19 protein-coding genes are annotated in these 17,363 nt (G+C 33.1%); 18 read left to right on the forward strand and 1 reads right to left on the reverse strand.

What is annotated here, in order from left to right; translation table 11 throughout:
- Positions 1-40: 40 nt before the first annotated feature.
- The 7 genes from IPJ23_16195 (at position 41) to IPJ23_16225 (ending at position 6,893) form a co-directional block, all read left to right on the forward strand.
- Entirely contained in the window at positions 41-682 is a 642-nt protein-coding gene (locus IPJ23_16195) for a TetR/AcrR family transcriptional regulator (GenBank protein ID MBK7632211.1), read from the forward strand.
- 2 nt (positions 683-684) lie between these two features.
- Positions 685-1,947 (forward strand): TolC family protein, encoded by a 1,263-nt coding sequence (locus tag IPJ23_16200; protein MBK7632212.1) that lies wholly within the window; start codon positions 685-687, stop codon positions 1,945-1,947.
- Between the two features lie 20 nt (positions 1,948-1,967).
- On the forward strand, positions 1,968-2,867 hold the full coding sequence (locus tag IPJ23_16205; protein ID MBK7632213.1) for an HlyD family efflux transporter periplasmic adaptor subunit: 900 nt from the start codon (positions 1,968-1,970) through the stop codon (positions 2,865-2,867).
- Between the two features lies 1 nt (position 2,868).
- Positions 2,869-3,819: an ABC transporter ATP-binding protein gene (locus IPJ23_16210; GenBank protein MBK7632214.1), complete on the forward strand. Its 951-nt coding sequence runs from the start codon at positions 2,869-2,871 to the stop codon at positions 3,817-3,819.
- A 103-nt stretch (positions 3,820-3,922) separates the two neighbouring features.
- Positions 3,923-4,666 (forward strand): ABC transporter ATP-binding protein, encoded by a 744-nt coding sequence (locus tag IPJ23_16215; protein ID MBK7632215.1) that lies wholly within the window; start codon positions 3,923-3,925, stop codon positions 4,664-4,666.
- 5 nt (positions 4,667-4,671) lie between these two features.
- Positions 4,672-5,778: an ABC transporter permease gene (locus tag IPJ23_16220; protein MBK7632216.1), complete on the forward strand. Its 1,107-nt coding sequence runs from the start codon at positions 4,672-4,674 to the stop codon at positions 5,776-5,778.
- Positions 5,775-6,893: an ABC transporter permease gene (locus tag IPJ23_16225; protein MBK7632217.1), complete on the forward strand. Its 1,119-nt coding sequence runs from the start codon at positions 5,775-5,777 to the stop codon at positions 6,891-6,893. Before IPJ23_16220 ends, IPJ23_16225 begins: the two co-directional genes overlap by 4 nt.
- Positions 6,894-7,020: 127 nt before the next feature.
- On the opposite strand, the gene IPJ23_16230 is transcribed toward IPJ23_16225, so the two are convergent.
- Positions 7,021-7,947: a hypothetical protein gene (locus IPJ23_16230; GenBank protein MBK7632218.1), complete on the reverse strand. Its 927-nt coding sequence runs from the start codon at positions 7,945-7,947 to the stop codon at positions 7,021-7,023.
- A 268-nt stretch (positions 7,948-8,215) separates the two neighbouring features.
- Between IPJ23_16230 and IPJ23_16235 the strand changes: the two genes are divergently transcribed.
- The 11 genes from IPJ23_16235 (at position 8,216) to IPJ23_16285 (ending at position 17,320) form a co-directional block, all read left to right on the forward strand.
- Positions 8,216-9,508 (forward strand): adenylate/guanylate cyclase domain-containing protein, encoded by a 1,293-nt coding sequence (locus IPJ23_16235; protein MBK7632219.1) that lies wholly within the window; start codon positions 8,216-8,218, stop codon positions 9,506-9,508.
- 72 nt (positions 9,509-9,580) lie between these two features.
- Complete coding sequence (locus tag IPJ23_16240; GenBank protein MBK7632220.1) at positions 9,581-10,015, forward strand: thioesterase family protein; 435 nt, start codon at positions 9,581-9,583, stop codon at positions 10,013-10,015.
- Between the two features lie 20 nt (positions 10,016-10,035).
- Positions 10,036-10,983, forward strand: a complete 948-nt coding sequence (locus IPJ23_16245) for an AEC family transporter (GenBank protein ID MBK7632221.1) — start codon at positions 10,036-10,038, stop codon at positions 10,981-10,983.
- A 205-nt stretch (positions 10,984-11,188) separates the two neighbouring features.
- The gene (locus IPJ23_16250; GenBank protein MBK7632222.1) at positions 11,189-11,503 is read left to right on the forward strand and encodes an MTH1187 family thiamine-binding protein; all 315 of its coding nucleotides are present in this window, start codon (positions 11,189-11,191) and stop codon (positions 11,501-11,503) included.
- A 144-nt stretch (positions 11,504-11,647) separates the two neighbouring features.
- On the forward strand, positions 11,648-13,948 hold the full coding sequence (locus IPJ23_16255; GenBank protein MBK7632223.1) for a putative monovalent cation/H+ antiporter subunit A: 2,301 nt from the start codon (positions 11,648-11,650) through the stop codon (positions 13,946-13,948).
- On the forward strand, positions 13,948-14,361 hold the full coding sequence (locus IPJ23_16260; protein ID MBK7632224.1) for a Na+/H+ antiporter subunit B: 414 nt from the start codon (positions 13,948-13,950) through the stop codon (positions 14,359-14,361). The genes IPJ23_16255 and IPJ23_16260 overlap by 1 nt, the downstream gene beginning before the upstream one ends.
- Positions 14,361-14,723, forward strand: coding sequence for a Na+/H+ antiporter subunit C (locus IPJ23_16265; GenBank protein MBK7632225.1), 363 nt, complete (start codon positions 14,361-14,363; stop codon positions 14,721-14,723). The genes IPJ23_16260 and IPJ23_16265 overlap by 1 nt, the downstream gene beginning before the upstream one ends.
- A complete protein-coding gene (locus IPJ23_16270; GenBank protein MBK7632226.1) occupies positions 14,723-16,231 on the forward strand; it encodes a Na+/H+ antiporter subunit D in 1,509 nt (502 codons plus the stop codon). The genes IPJ23_16265 and IPJ23_16270 overlap by 1 nt, the downstream gene beginning before the upstream one ends.
- Positions 16,231-16,707, forward strand: a complete 477-nt coding sequence (locus IPJ23_16275) for a Na+/H+ antiporter subunit E (GenBank protein ID MBK7632227.1) — start codon at positions 16,231-16,233, stop codon at positions 16,705-16,707. The genes IPJ23_16270 and IPJ23_16275 overlap by 1 nt, the downstream gene beginning before the upstream one ends.
- Positions 16,704-16,976: a cation:proton antiporter gene (locus IPJ23_16280; protein ID MBK7632228.1), complete on the forward strand. Its 273-nt coding sequence runs from the start codon at positions 16,704-16,706 to the stop codon at positions 16,974-16,976. The genes IPJ23_16275 and IPJ23_16280 overlap by 4 nt, the downstream gene beginning before the upstream one ends.
- Positions 16,973-17,320 (forward strand): monovalent cation/H(+) antiporter subunit G, encoded by a 348-nt coding sequence (locus IPJ23_16285; GenBank protein MBK7632229.1) that lies wholly within the window; start codon positions 16,973-16,975, stop codon positions 17,318-17,320. Before IPJ23_16280 ends, IPJ23_16285 begins: the two co-directional genes overlap by 4 nt.
- Positions 17,321-17,363 lie beyond the last annotated feature (43 nt).

Below are 17,363 nucleotides of genomic sequence, written 5' to 3' on the forward strand. Positions count from 1 at the left end.
TTAGTAATAGTTCTTGACAAATCAGCATAAGAGTTTTAATTTGGAAACTAGAAAAACGAAAATAGTTTCCAAAGGAAATATGGAAGAAAAAGACAAAATAATTGAACAAATTGAAGACAAACTTTTCAGCGAAGGTTTTTATAAAACTACGATGGATGAAGTTGCCTCAGAGCTTGGGATGAGCAAAAAAACAGTTTATAAATTCTTTCCTTCCAAAGATGATTTGGTGATGGCAATTGCCAAACATTTTATGGGAAAAATGAAAGCCAAAATTCTTCCGGCATTAAATTCAGATAAGAACGCAATAGAAAAATTGGGCGAACTTATAAAAATTCTTGCAGACGCATCCGAAAAAATATCTAATAAGCGTATGGAAGAAATGAAAAAACACTTTCCGGAAATTTGGAATGAGGTAGATAGTTTTCGCACTAAAATGATGTTTGAGAATATTACGAAGATTATAAATCAGGGGAAAGCTGAAGGATTATTTATTGATTATCCAACATCAATTATAATGAATATGCTTGTTGCTTCTGTAAGGTCTGTTGTCAATCCCGAATTTATATTGAATAATAATTTCTCAATAATTGATGCGGCACGAACGGCTTTTAAAATTCTTATTGGTGGAATTGTTACTGAAAAAGGTAGAAAAGTTTTTAATCAAACAATAAATAAGATTTAGTTATGAAAAGATTATTAGTCATTCCAATATTTTTATTAAGTGTTGGACTTATAAAACCTCAAACAACAACAACTCTTGATGAATGTTACAACAGAGCACGTGAAAATTATCCGCTTATTGCACAAAAAGATTACATCAATAAAAGTAAAGATTATTCAGTAAGTAATATCTGGAATGGATACTTTCCGCAGATAACGATTAACGCACAAGCAACTTATCAATCCGATGTAACAGCACTTCCGATTTCATTTCCTGGAATAACAATCGATAAGCTCACAAAAGATCAATACAAAGTTGTGGCAGATGTAACGCAAACCATTTATGATGGTGGAATAATGAGTTCGCATTCCGGACTACAAAAATCATTAGCTGAAGTTGATAATCAAAAACTTGAAATTGAATTACTTAAAGTTAAAGAACGAGTTAACCAAATTTATTTTGGAATTCTTTTACTGGATGAACAGCTTAAACAAATTGTTTATGTAAAAAATGATTTGAATTTAAGTTTATCAAAACTTAATGCTGCTTTAGAATTTGGTACCACTTTAAAATCTAATGTTGATGTTTTAAAAGCAGAATTGCTCAAAACTAATCAGAAAGAGATTGAATTAATTTCATCTCGTACTGCTTTTATACAAATGCTTAGTTTATTAATAAATCAGGATATAGATGAATCAACAGAATTTGAACAACCTCTGAATAATAATGTTTCTTCGGAGGTTGAAATTAATCGCCCTGAATTAAAATTATTTGCATCACAACAAAGTATGATTAATAATCAGGATGGATTAACGATTTCCAAAATTCTGCCTAAAGCAAGTTTGTTTTTTCAAGGTGGATATGGTAAACCAACTCTTAATATGTTACAAAATCAATTTGATTGGTTTTATATAACAGGTGCACGCTTAACATGGTCGTTATCAAATCTTTACAGTTATGGAAATGAAAAAGAGATAAATGAACTAAACAAAAAAATAATTGATGCGCAGAAAGAAACTTTTATTCTAAACACCAACATCACGGTTAAGCAACAACTTCAGGAAATTGAAAAACTAAAAAAGCTAATTTCTGTTGACATAGCTATTATTGATTTAAGAACTTCTGTTAAAGAGGCTTCAAAATCTCAACTTGAAAATGGAGTAATAACATCAAACGATTTTATCCGTGAACTAAATGCAGAAGATACAGCGATACAAAATTTAGCTATTCATAAAACACAGCTTTTATTAGCTCAGTTCAACTATCAAATCACAACCGGAAATTAATTACTAATTAAGAGATGAAAATGAAAAATAAAATAATATTTACTATCCCCATGCTGCTTTCACTTATTCTTTTTGCCTGCTCAAACGGTAATGACGATTTTGATGCCACAGGGACTTTTGAATCTGAAGAAGTTATTGTCTCTTCAGAGGCGATGGGAAAGCTTGTAATGTTTGATGTTGATGAAGGATATATTCTTAAACAAAATCAAATAGTTGGTGTGGTCGATACAACTCAATTATATCTAAAGAAAAAACAGCTTCAATCAACTATTAAAGCTGTGTTAAGTAAACGGCCTGATGTTGCAACTCAGATTGCGGCATTACAACAGCAAATTGAAACTGCCGAAACCGAACAGAAACGAATTGAAAATCTTGTAAAATCAAATGCAGCAACTACAAAACAACTTGATGATATTAATGCACAGCTTGAAGTTTTACAAAAACAATACAATGCAACAAAATCCAGTTTAACCATTACAAGAAATGGAATACAGAGTGAAACACTTCCATTGATAGCACAAGTTGAACAGATTGAAGACCAGATAAATAAAAGTAAGATTAAAAACCCAATTGATGGAACAGTTTTAACCTGTTATGCAAAACAAGATGAGATAGCAACAAACGGAAAAGCTCTTTACAAAATTGCAAATTTATCCGAAATGACTTTACGTGCTTACGTTAATGGTGATCAGCTTGGACAGATAAAACTTGGACAAAATGTAAAAGTATTTGTTGATAAAGGTAACGGCGAACAGAAAGAAATGAGCGGAGAAATTTATTGGGTTTCATCAAAAGCTGAGTTCACTCCAAAAACAATCCAGACTAAAGATGAACGTGCAAATCTTGTCTATGCTATTAAAGTCAGAGTTAAAAATGATGGTTACTTAAAAATTGGAATGTACGGCGAAGTAAAATTTTGATATGAATACAATTGAAGTAAAAAATATCGTTAAGACTTATCCAACAAAAAAAACAAAAGTTACCGCTGTTGATGATGTTTCGTTCTCATTAAAAGAAGGTGAGTTGTTTGGATTAATTGGTCCGGATGGAGCCGGTAAATCATCAATTTTCAGAATTCTAACAACCTTACTTTTAGCAGATAGCGGAAGTGCTTCAGTAATGGAGCTTGATGTTGTAAAAGATTATAAAGAAATTAGAAAAATTGTTGGCTACATGCCGGGCAGGTTTTCGCTTTATCAGGATTTAACTGTTGAAGAAAATTTAGAATTTTTCGCTACAATATTTAATACCACCATTGAGGAAAACTATAATTTAATCGCTGATATTTATATACAACTCGAACCTTTCAAGAAACGTCGTGCTGGAAAACTTAGCGGCGGAATGAAACAGAAACTTGCTCTTTGCTGTGCACTAATTCACAAACCAAAAGTATTATTTCTGGATGAACCAACCACCGGTGTAGATCCTGTATCCAGAAAAGAATTTTGGGAAATGTTGAAACGATTAAAAGAGCAAGGAATAAGTATTCTTGTATCGACACCTTATATGGATGAAGCAAAACTTTGTGATAGGATTGCGCTTATTCAAAATGGCAAACTTTTAGAAATAGATACACCGCAAAATATTGTTGATAGATTTGATAACAATCTTTATGCTGTTCGTTCTGATAATATGTTTAAGCTCCTAACAGATTTAAGAAGTTTTCCTGAAACAAAATCGTGTTTTGCATTTGGGGATAAACATCACCTTGTTTTAAATGATAATAATTTTGATTTGAATAAACTCAAATCTTATTTACAAAATCAAAGTAATCTGGAAATAAAAAAAATTGAGCCAGGAATAGAGGATTGCTTTATGCAATTAATGAAAGCCCAGCCGGATGCTATCACCAAGATTGAGAGTGGAGTTTAGTTATTCCTACGAAAGTGGGAATCCATTTTACTTAATGAATTTAGACTCCTGTTTTCATGGGAATGACAAATGAATCAAGTTTCTTATGTAATTGAAATAAAAAATGAATAATAAAATTGTAATTAAAACAGATAAACTCACAAAAAAATTTGGAGATTTTATCGCAGCTAATGAACTGACTTTTGAAGTTTACAAAGGTGAGATCTTTGGCTTTTTAGGGGCTAATGGCGCTGGTAAAACCACGGCTATGAAAATGCTCATAGGTATTTCAAAACCAAGTTCCGGTAATGCTAACATTGCGGGTTTCGATGTTTATAAAGACACAGAAAATATAAAAAGAAGTATCGGATATATGAGTCAAAAATTTTCTCTTTATGAGGACCTAACTGTAAAGGAAAATATTACTCTGTTTGGTGGAATTTATGGACTAAGTAATAGCGAAATCGAAACGAAATGTAATGAGCTGTTGGAAAAATTAAACTTACAAAATGATGCAAATAAATTAGTCAGTTCTCTTCCGCTTGGCTGGAAACAAAAGCTGGCGTTCAGCACTGCAATATTTCACACACCTAAAATTGTTTTTCTTGATGAACCAACAGGCGGTGTTGATCCAATTACCAGAAGACAATTTTGGGATATGATTTACGAAGCTGCTCATAACGGAATAACGGTTTTTGTAACAACGCATTATATGGATGAAGCGGAGTACTGCGATCGTGTTTCAATAATGGTTGATGGAGTGATTAAAGCATTGGATTCACCGGCAGGATTAAAAAAACAATTCAATGCTAAATCTATGGACGAGGTATTTGTGAAACTTGCCCGAAGTGCGAAAAGAGGAGATTGATCTTTATGAAACAGCTTTTAACGTTTGTAAAAAAAGAGTTCCACCACATCCTGCGAGATAAGCGTTCGATGCTTGTACTTTTGGGTTTACCCATTGTGCAATTGTTAATATTTGGATTTGCAATTACAACTGAAACCCGAAACTGCAATATTGCAATTTTAGATAATTCAAAAGATGAGGCAACGCAAAATATTATTACTCGAATTGAAAGCAGTACTTACTTTGATATTGAAAGAACTCTTTCATCCAACGATCAAATTGAAAAAACATTTAAGACGGGACGAATAAAATTAGCAATTGTTTTTCAATCAAATTTTCAAAACGATCTTTTGCATACAAACAAAGCACAAATTCAAATTATAACGGATGCCTCTGATCCTAATCAGGCAACCACTTTAACTAATTATGTAAGTGCGATTGTAAGGGAGTATCAACAAGAATTAAATCAAAACAAGGATTTACCCTACACAATTAACACGGAAATCAGAATGCTTTACAATCCACAGTTAAAAGGAGAGTATTCTTCTGTGCCAGGTGTAATGGGTATGATTCTGCTGCTAATCTCTGCAATGATGACATCCATTTCAATAGTTAAGGAAAAAGAAATAGGAACAATGGAAGTTCTTCTCGTCTCCCCTATGAAGCCTTCGATAGTTATTGCAAGTAAAGTTATTCCTTACTTTATAGTTTCACTAATAAATGTAATCACAATTTTACTAATTAGTAATTTTGTTTTTGGAATTCCAATTCAAGGAAGCTTTCTACTTTTAGGTTTTATAACAGTTATATACATCATATGCGCATTATCTTTGGGGATTTTAATATCCACGGTAACAAGTTCTCAACAAGCTGCGATGATTATTTCTTTAATGGGTTTGATGCTGCCTGTTGTAATGCTTAGCGGATACGCTTTTCCTATTGCAAATATGCCTCTAATACTGCAGATCATTTCTAATGTCATTCCAGCTAAATGGTATATAATTATGGTTAAAGATGTGATGATAAAAGGAATTGGTCTTTTCGAAATTTGGCAAGAGTTATTAATAATTATTGGAATGACAACATTCTTTTTAGGTCTCAGTATAAAACGATTTAAGGTTAGGTTGCAATGAGGACTTTATTTTTTTTATTAAGAAAAGAATTTCTGCAGATACTACGTAATAAACTTATGATTAGAATGATATTTGCGTTGCCCGTAGTACAATTAATTATTCTGCCAAATGCAGCTAATTATGAGATGAAAAATATAAATATGAGTATTGTTGATCATGATCATTCCGAATATTCAAGACAACTGATTAACAAATTTACATCTTCAGGTTATTTTCAACTCACAAATGTTTCTGAAACCTATAAAGATGCTTTAGTAGTAGTTGAAGAAGATAAAGCAGATCTGATAGTAGAAATTCCGCAAGGTTTTGAAAGGGATTTAATAAGAGATAATAAATCCAAAACTATGATTGTTGCTAATGCCATAAACGGACAAGCTTCAGGACTTTCAGTTTCTTATGCTAATGCAATTATACAGGATTTTAACAGCGAAGTTAGAGTAGAGTGGATACAAACACCTCGTTTAAATCCACAACCTATAATTGAAATAACCACCAGCAACTGGTTTAATCCTAAAATGAACTACAAGTATTTTATGGTTCCCGGTGTTTTGGTTTTATTGGTTACATTAGTTGGGTTTCTTTTAACAGCAATTAATATTGTTAAAGAAAAAGAAGACGGAACAATTGAACAATTAAATGTCTCTCCTATTAAAAAGTATCAATTTATTTTAGGCAAACTAATTCCTTTTTGGATTATTGGGAACATTGTACTTTCTATAGGATTTGGTATCAGCTACATTGTTTATGGAATCTTTCCAGCAGGCAATCCTTTTTTAATTTATTTATTTGCAGCTGTATACTTAATTGCACTTTTAGGATTTGGACTATTAGTTTCTACATTTGCAGAAACCCAGCAGCAGGCAATGTTTATTTCATATTTCATTATGACAGTTTTTATTCTGCTTGGCGGACTATTTGCACCAATTGAGAATATGCCCGGTTGGGCACGCATACTTGCATACCTGAATCCCGTAAGCTACTTTATTGAAGTGATGAGAATGATAGTATTAAAAGGAAGCGGCTTTACAGATATTTTAAGATATCTTTGTATTATATCTTTGTTCGCAATTGGTTTTAATACGCTGGCAATTTTGAATTATAAAAAGACAGTTTAATGGTTAAATCGATTTGTAGAGAGTATTGAGGTTTTATTGCTTAATATTTAAGGGCAGATTGGTATAATAAACTTATATAGTAAAATAGCCGCTCTAAGAGCGGCTTCATAAAAAAATTTTTTATTTCTTATTGCTGAATTCTCATCATAACGCTGTTACCGTTCCTTATTGCGGTGTTAATCATTCCATTTTCGTGTTCAACTTCACCAAAATCCATTTGGGAAACCTCTGCTCTTAAACCGTCTGCCTGAATTCCATTTAGAATACTTTGAATCTGTTGAGCAGAAAATGTATAAGTGCCGGTGTTTGTCTTCAGTATAATAAACATTACGTGATCCATTGGCGGTTTGGGGTCTTTGCCAGGTCCTCCTGGTTTTCCACCGGGTCCTTTACCAGATTTTAAACCTGGCATTAATCTAATTCCAACTTTTCCTTCATTACCACCTTCCCAATTAATTGTAAGATCTTCAGTAGGATTTATAAATTCACCAAACGTTGGACTCGTTATATTCATTAATGCAGAAGGTGATGTTAAGGTAATTGTAATAGGTGCAAAATTTTCTGAACCAGATACTTCAAATTGGTAATCAGTGTTAGGCACAAATTCAAGCATGTTCTCTGACTCACATTTACCGAAAGGTCTTTCAAATAAACTGTAAGCTACTCCACGCATAGAATGACTATGTTTGTACATTTCAACCTGATTACCGGAATAATTAATAAATATGCTTCCCATATCCAGACCAAACTTTCTTAAATGCTGCAGATCAGTTCCTCTTTCACCAAAAGCTACTGCAAATGCCATTCCTTTTATTCCTGAACTATCCATAAAAGGTCTGAAAATTTCATTCCAACCAATTGAAAATACTCCGGCAGCACTATCTAACGGCCTCCCGCCATCTTTCATTAAAGCAAGATCGTTATCGACAGTTTCAAAACTCAGCTGATCACTTAAGAAATCATTTCTATCAGGCGAATTCAATTCAGATTTACATCCAAATAAAAAGATTGTTACTAATAATCCTGCAAAAATGATTTTGGTTTTGCTATACATAATTTTACTCCGATTTTATAGTTGAAAGTTAAATCAACTTGTTAGACAATTTAAGGTAATAGAAAGCTTAATTTAATGGGGAATAGTTTTTATGGTTTAACGAGAATTGCAATAAATTACAAAACTTTATTAGTTTATTATATGAATTATTTATTTATCGGTTAAAGATGGATCCTAAATTGATTGAATAGATAAGATTAGAGAATATAGTTTCTATTTTGATAGTATGACCACAGACAATAAAGTCAGCAAAAAAAATAATTGAAAAATGATTAAAAACACTACAAAACTTTTTGAAGAAATATTCTCAGAAGAAATAATTTCAAACGAAAGTTTTCGCTCAAAAGTGCTTGCTGGTATAATTGGGTTTTTAATTGTATTAGTATTATTGCTTTCGATAGTTTTTAATAAACAGTTTAAAGACATCTCCCATTTTCCTATTATAATTGAGTTAACATTAATTATACTGGGAGCTATATTTATACGTGCTTTGTTTGTTAGTCGTGCTGTAAAACGTTGGAACCGTTACGGAGTTAAAGCATTTATACTTATCAGATATGTTAACGCACTTATCGAAATAAGTATTCCGAGCGTTATACTAATTATATATTCTTTCCAACTTCCATCTGTGTATCCGCTTTTTACGCCACTTGCATTATTGTATTTTTTAATCATAATGCTTTCCTCTCTTGAGCTTGATTTTAAACTTTGTGTTTTTACAGGAACTGTTGCCGCAATTCAATATCTTGCAATTGCTTGGTACCTAACTACAAAACCTTTCCCTGATGAATTTATAAGCGCTGTTTCTTTCTTCCCTTCTTACATAGGTACAGCAGCTTTATTTTTTGTTTCCGGTCATACTGCGGGATTAATAACTAATCAAATAAAAAAAGGATTACTAAAGCATTATAAAGTACGTGAGGAAAGAAATGAAATTCAAAAACTTTTTGGTCAGCAAATTTCTATAGAAGTTGTAAATGAATTGGTAGAAAATAAGTTTGAAGTTCAAAGTAGAGTTAGATTTGCTGCAATTATGTTTTTGGATATAAGAAATTTTTCAATCTTTGCTCAAAATAAATCGCCCGAAGAAATTATCGCATATCAGAATAATGTTTTCTCTTTTATTATAGAAATAATAAATAGAAATAAAGGTATAGTAAACCAAATTATGGGTGATGGTTTGATGGCTATTTTTGGAGCTCCGATTGAGCATGATAATGATTGCCAGCTTGCAGTAAATGCAGCGTTAGAAATACATAAAGAACTAAAAAGAAGAAGCGACAACGGAATAATTCCCGAAACCGTAATAAGAATCGGAATAAATGCGGGTGAGGTTGTAACCGGGAATGTCGGAACAAGTGAACGAAAGCAATATTCGATTACCGGTCAGCCTGTAATAATTGCCGCGAGACTTGAACAAATAAATAAAGAACTTAACTCAACAATTCTAATTTCAGAATCCGTTTATAAAAATGCTCATATAGATTTTGAACCTATCAGGCACAATGATGTTATCATCAAAGGATTACCAGCTCCAATAAACATCTATCAATTAATTTGATAAACCTTCTAATCAAAAAGATTATATCTATTTTCATTATTTTAGTGTATTCAAATTAAAAATATTGTTACCATGCAACGAATAAAAATAGACCTGCCAAATAAATTTATTTTTACTACAGAAATTTCTGTTAGAGTTTATGATGTGAACTTTGCCGGACATTTGAGCAACGACTCTATCCTTTCTATGGTACACGAAGCAAGAATTTTATTTCTAAAAAATTGGGGCTTCTCCGAAGTTGATACATGCGGCGCTGGAATAATAATGTTTGATGCCGCACTGCAATATAAATCACAGGGTTATCACGGGGACATTTTAGTTTTTGAAGTAATAGTTGATAATTTTATTAAAACCGGATGTGACTTTATTTTTAGAATAACTAACAAAGAAACCGGAAAAGAAATTGCTCGCGCTAAAACCGGCATTGCTTTTTTTGATTACAAAACAAATAAACTTGTTTCCGTACCTGAAAAATTTAAAGAGCTATTTGACAATCAAAATAAATAGAAATGTAATGGGTTACTCTTTTGCTTGATAATATATTATTTACTGCAAACATTGTTGCACCGGTTTTTTTAATAATCGCGGTTGGATTTTTTGCAAGAAAAAGAAAAATAATAAATGAAATTTTTGTAGATGTAACTTCAAAATTTGTTTTTCAAATATCACTTCCGGTTTTTATTTTTCTTAAAATTTCAGTTCTGGATTTATCACAAGTGTTTGAGTTTAGCCAAATCGCATACATATATGCCGGAACAACAATCACTTACTTATTAATTTGGCTCGGCACAATTCCCTATATTAAAACTCCTGCTGACAAAAGTGCATTTATTCAAGGGGCGTTCAGGGGTAATTACGCGATTGTTGGACTTGCTCTTATTTCTAATTTATTTGGACACGATGCGCTTGGTAAAGCCACAATAATTTTAGCCTTTTTACTCCCTTTATATAATGTACTTGCAGTAATTGTATTAACAATTCCATTGCGTACTAAAGAAAAATCAATAATAAAATCAGCGTTTATTGATATACTATTAAACCCACTGATACTCGCAGTTATTTTCGCACTTCCATTTTCATACTATAAAATCAATCTACCAAATATGTTTGTTTCAACAGGAACTTTTCTTGCAGATCTTGCTTTGCCGCTTGCATTAATTGGAATCGGAGGTTCATTAAACACAGATAATTTAAAACGAGCTTCAAATCTGGCATTCTCAGCTTCAGTAATAAAAATTATTGTAATTCCAATCCTCCTAACCTTTGGCGCTTACCTGTTGGGATATAAAAGTACTGATTTGGGAATAATGTTTATCTTGTTTGCATGTCCAACCGCAATTGCAAGCTTTGTTATGGCTGATGTAATGGGTGCAAACTCTAAACTTGCAGGAAACATAATTATGATATCAACGCTTGGATCTGTATTTACAATATCATTAGGAATATTAGTACTAAAAAGTTTTAGTTTGATATAAAAAAGAAATAGTCATTGCGAATCTAACTTTAGTTGGGTGAAGCAATCCATCAAAGACAGATTGTTTCGTCATCCCCTTGGGATTCCTCGCAATGACATCCAATAAACTTATCTTCACAAAGCCTAATCTTAATTGCACATTATCTTATTAGTTATAATTAATTATTTTTATCTTATAACAATCATTTACTGAAATAAGGATTTAAATGAAAGTAATAGTAGATTTTTGCATTGTACCAATTGGAGTTGGTTTATCTGTTTCAAAATATGTTGCAGAATGTGAAAAAATTCTTAAGCAAGCTGGTTTAAATACTATGCTCCATGCTTATGGAACAAACATTGAAGGTGAGTGGGATGATGTGTTCTCAGCTGTTAAAAAATGTCATGAAAAAGTTCACGAAATGGGTGCACCAAGAATTTCCACAACATTGAGAGTGGGAACCAGAATTGATCGTGAGCAAACAATGGAAGATAAAATAAAAAGTGTACAGCTTAAGATTTCAAAAGACAATATAGTTTGATACTTGTTTACAGATAATAATGAATCGTACAATTAGTAAGTATTTTTTTAATTTTGGAACTAACAAGCTATACTTTTAGTTTTATTTTTAGTTATTTTCTTATCATATATCCACAAAAAAAAGTTTATAAAGTAAAATATTTTGATGCTAAACCTTTTAATAATAGGATTTATTGCTTCAGCTCTTGCTCCTTTTATTTATAAAAGAACAAAGAATTATTTCGGATGGATTGCTGCATCTTTTCCGCTTTACATGTTCATAAGTTTCTTTCTTAAATACAATGAAATTGTATCGGGAAATGTTATTAAAGAAGCTACTAACTGGATTCCTTCACTAGGAATTAATTTTACTTTCCTGCTTGATGGATTAAGTCTTACCTTCGTTTTGATAATCACTCTAATTGGAACAGCAGTTTTTCTATATGCAGGCAGCTATATGAAAGACTACGAACAGACGGGAAGATTTTATTTATACATCGGTGTGTTTATGACATCGATGATCGGACTTGTGCTTTCTGATAATATGATTACTCTTTTTGTATTCTGGGAATTAACAAGCATTAGCTCATATTTATTGATTGGGTTTAATCATCACAAAGAATCATCAAGAAAATCAGCGCTGCAGGCTTTACTTGTAACGGGCGGAGGCGGACTTGCATTAATGGCTGGATTAATTCTTCTCGCTCAAGTCTCCGGAAGCTTTGAGATTTCTGCTCTTTACAATATGCATTCTACAATTGTTGGTTCGAGTCTTTATCCAGCAATCGTGATTTTAGTTCTGCTTGGTGCCTTTACAAAATCCGCTCAATTCCCTTTCCACTTTTGGTTACCGAATGCAATGGAAGCTCCTACTCCCGTAAGTGCATATTTACATTCTGCAACGATGGTGAAAGCAGGAATTTATTTAATTGCAAGACTAAATCACGCAATTGGCGGAACTGTTTTGTGGCAGGATACAATTCTTGTTGCAGGAACAATCACGATGTTCATTGCTGCTCTACTGGCATTCAAACAAACTGATCTAAAAAAACTTCTGGCTTACTCAACTTTAAGTGTGCTTGGCACTTTAACAATGCTTTTGGGAATCGGATCAAACCTTGCGATAAAAGCCTTCTTCATTTTTCTTGTGGCTCATTCACTTTATAAAGGAACTTTATTTCTGGTTGCCGGAACTTTGGATCACGAAACAGGTACCCGTGATGTTTCAATACTCGGTGGATTAAGGAAATTTCTACCCGTTACAATGATAGCTGCGCTGCTTGCATCGTTTTCTATGATGGGAATTATTCCGCTCGTTGGATTTATTGGCAAAGAAACCGTTTACTCCTCGATACTGGAAGTTGAAAATTTCAGATTCTTCTTACTTGCGCTTGCTGTAATTTCAAATGCTTTTGTTGTAATGGTTACAATTCTTGTTGGAATAAAACCGTTCTTCGGGAATCTTCTTCCAACTCCTAAATCGCCACACGAAGCGCCATTAAAAATGCTTATTGGACCTCTTGTTCTTTCTGTGTTTGGATTATTATCAGGGATGTTTCCTAATGTCTTCATTCAAAAATTACTTGATCAAACAACAATCAGCATAATAGCTGAGGAGTTGGGAATAACAGTTAAACTTTGGCATGGATTCAATTTTGTTTTACTATTAAGCTTTATAACTCTTGCGTTAGGAATAAGCATCTACTATTTCAGGAAACAAATTATCCAAGCGCTTGATAACATTTCTCTTACGAAATTTATAAAACCTTCATACTGGTATGAAAGGATATTAAATGGAACACTATCATTTGCAAAGCTGCAAACAAAAGTTCTTCAAAACGGCTATTTAAGATATTATATCATATTTATAATTCTTACAACTTTGGGCTTAGCTGGATATACTTTGTTCAGAAGTCCTGGGATTGGTTCATTAGTAATTAATCTTGACATAACTATTTATGAATTGATTATTGCCCTTATGATAATTGCTTCAACTATTCTTGTAATCACTTCAGATTCAAGATTAAAAGCAATTGTATCTCTTGGAGTAGTAGGTTTTGCAATGGGAATTATTTTTATTCTTTACAGCGCTCCAGATCTCGCACTAACAACTTTTGCAATTGAAACATTAACAGTTATACTTTTTGTACTTGTTCTTTATAAACTCCCAAAGTACTTAAAGTTTTCCAAACCAGTCGTCAAAATCAGAGATGCAATAATTGCAGGTAGTGTTGGAATTTTTATGACGATGATCGTTCTACTTGTAACAGCTGGTGAAATGCAATCAGAATTAAAAAAATATTTTGCCGATGCAAGTCTACCTGAAGGTAAAGGTAGAAATATAGTAAATGTTATTCTTGTTGATTTCCGTGCAATTGATACGCTTGGAGAGATTGCTGTACTTGCAGTTGCTGCTATCGGTGTTTATGCTCTGCTTAAGTTAAGGCTGAAGGAGAGTGATAAATAATGTATTCAATTATTCTTTCAACCGCTTCAAGATATCTTCTTCCCTTAATGCTGATATTTTCATTCTTTCTTTTACTACGCGGACACAATGAACCCGGTGGTGGATTCGTTGGAGGACTTGTAGCAGCCGCTGCTTATGCACTTTACTTAATAGCAAATGGTGTTGAAGAAGCAAAGAAATTACTTAAAGCTGAACCAATTAAATTAATTGCGATAGGATTACTTCTTGCTATTGTCAGTGCATTCATATCTGTGATTAATGGTCAGAATTTTATGACTGGCGTATGGGCTAATAATGAATTTCCAGTTATTGGTAAAGTCGGTACTCCACTTTTGTTTGATCTCGGCGTTTACTTTCTTGTACTTGGAATAGTCACTAAAATTATTTTTTCAATTGCAGAGGAGGATAAATAATGACGTTTCTTCTCGCAATATTAGTTGGCGTTCTTTATACAGCAGGAATTTATATGATCCTGCGCAGAAGTCTGGTTAAAGTAATTATCGGATTAATCTTTTTGGGACACGCTGCAAATCTTTTAATATTTACAATTGGAAGAGTTACAAAAGGTTTTCCCGCTTTCGTTCCTGCTGATGGAACAAAATTAGTTGAACCATTTGCCGATCCTTTACCTCAGGCATTAATACTTACAGCTATCGTTATTGGTTTTGGTGTGCAGGCATTTGCAATAGTTCTTTTCAAACGTGCTTATCAAACTGTTGGAACAGATGATCTTGATGAAATGAAATCAACAGATGAACTGAAAGAGGATAAGTAATGAATCTGATTATTGTACTGCCGATAATAGTTCCTCTTTTATTTGCGGTAAGTATGCTTTTCTTCTGGAAGAATGTACGAGTTCATAAAATATTGAATGTTATTGCATCAATATTTTCTTTAGTTGTTGCCGGACTGCTTCTTTCGGACGTAAACAGTTCAGGTATTTTATCTCTTCAAGTTGGAAGCTGGCGGGCACCATTCGGTATATCACTGGTTGCTGATCTTCTTGCCTCAATTATGGTTTTGATAACGGCCGTAATCGGATTAGCGACATCAATTTATTCTCTCGGCTCAATGGATGAACAGCGCGAGAAGTTTCTGTACTATCCTCTGCTTCAATTTCTTTTGATGGGAATTAACGGTGCCTTTTTAACTGGAGATATTTTCAATCTTTACGTTTGGTTTGAAGTAATGTTAATTTCATCTTTCGTGCTTCTCGCTTTAGGAGGAAAACGTGAACAACTTGAAGGCGCAATCAAATATGTTACTCTGAACCTTGTCTCGTCAGCAATTTTTCTTGCCGCAGTTGGAATACTGTACGGAATTGTCGGTACACTCAATATGGCAGATATTGCCCGGAAGATTCCTTTAGTTGAACATAAAGAATTAGTTACTGTTGTATCCTTTTTATTTATGGTTGCATTTGGAATTAAAGCTGCTGTGTTTCCACTTTTCTTCTGGCTTCCGGCATCATATCATACTCCGCCAATTGCTGTCTCAGCAATCTTTGCAGGACTGCTTACTAAAGTTGGTGTTTATGCTTTAATAAGAGTATTCACATTAATATTTGTTCAGGATACAAATTTTACTCATACTGTACTTTTAGTAATTGCAGGATTTACAATGTTAACGGGAGTGCTTGGTGCAGCATCGCAAAACGATATGAGAAAAATTCTTTCATTCCACATCATCAGCCAAATTGGTTATATGATTATGGGACTTGCTTTATTTTCTCCACTAGCAATTGCGGGAGCAATTTTCTATATCATTCACCACATAATTGTAAAGACAAACTTATTCCTTGTTAGCGGCGTTGTGGATAAGATGAAAGGAAGCTTTGAGCTTAAAAAGATTGGCGGACTTTATAAATATTATCCTTTGCTTGGATTGCTGTTTTTAATTCCTGCACTTTCACTAGCTGGTATTCCGCCCCTTTCAGGTTTCTGGGCAAAGTTTGTTGTGATAAAAGCAGGTTTAGAATTAAATCAAATGTTTATTGTCGTTGTAGCATTGATTGTAGGATTGCTCACTCTCTTTTCAATGACAAAAATCTGGAACGAAGCTTTCTGGAAAAATGATCCGCGTGGCAATGAAAACATACTTGATGATTCTTTTTCATCGGTTTCAATTTCCAAAAAAGTATTGATATTCAGCCCGATTATAGTTTTAGCTTTGATTACGATTATAATAGGGTTAAATGCTGAACCATTTATTAACATTGCAAATAATGCTGCAGCACAATTGCTGAATCCAAATGAATATATTACAAAAGTGTTAGGATTGTAATGAAGAACCAGTTTTTATTAAATATTCTTTTAGCAATTGCATGGATGCTACTAAGCGGAGAAGTTACTGCCGAAAATTTTATTGAAGGTTTGATTATTGGTTACTTAATTCTCTGGATTTCAAAATCTGCTTTGGGAGGAACGAGCTACTTTAGGAAAATTCCGAAAGCTATAGGTTTCTTTTTCTACTTTGTTAAAGAACTTATAGTTGCTAATCTTAAAGTTGCATTCGATATAGTAACTCCAAAAGATTATATGCAACCGGGAATTGTTGCCGTCCCTTTAGATGCAGAAACGGATATGGAAATTACGCTTCTTGCAAACTTAATTACATTAACTCCCGGCACACTAAGTCTTGATGTTTCAAAGGATAAAAAGGTTTTGTACATCCACACACTTTATTTTGATGACACAGAAAAGTTCATAGCAGAAATAAAAAATGGAATGGAGAAAAGACTTCTTGAGGTGCTGCGATGAGTTTCCTTGAAATTGCAGTAAACATTTCAATAATAGTAATTGGTATATCGCTGATACTTATTTTTATCAGACTTGCAATTGGTCCATCTATTGAAGATCGCATTGTTGCGCTTGATCTATTAGCTGCAAATGCTATTGGTTTTGTTGCAGTTTATGCAATTCAAAATAAGACTACTACTTTTCTTGATGTGGGAATAATTGTGGCTCTTCTGGCGTTTCTGGGAACTGTCGCTTTTGCTTATTACCTGGAAAGGAGCACAAGAAAGTGATAGAAATTTTAAGCGGAATAGTAATTCTTCTTGGTGCATTTTTCATCCTGATATCTGCAATTGGAATAATCCGAATGCCCGATCTTTATACACGAATGTCTGCAACAACAAAAGCATCTACATTAGGAGTTGGGCTTGTCCTTCTCGGAACAGCTTTGTTCTGGCAGGATATAGGAATTTCTGCAAGAGCGATTATCATAATTACTTTTTTATTTTTAACTGCACCTGTTGCAGCACATATAATTGGAAGAGCAGCTTACTTTGATAAAGTTCCACTGTGGAAAAACACCAAAGTTGATGAACTAAAAGGTAAGTATGATGAAAAAACTCATGAGCTCAAATAAAATTCATTCTAAATAAAAAATAAATCATAACATTTCACCGACA

This window comes from Ignavibacteriales bacterium, from assembly GCA_016709765.1.
Taxonomy (GTDB): Bacteria; Bacteroidota; Ignavibacteria; order Ignavibacteriales; family Ignavibacteriaceae; genus IGN3.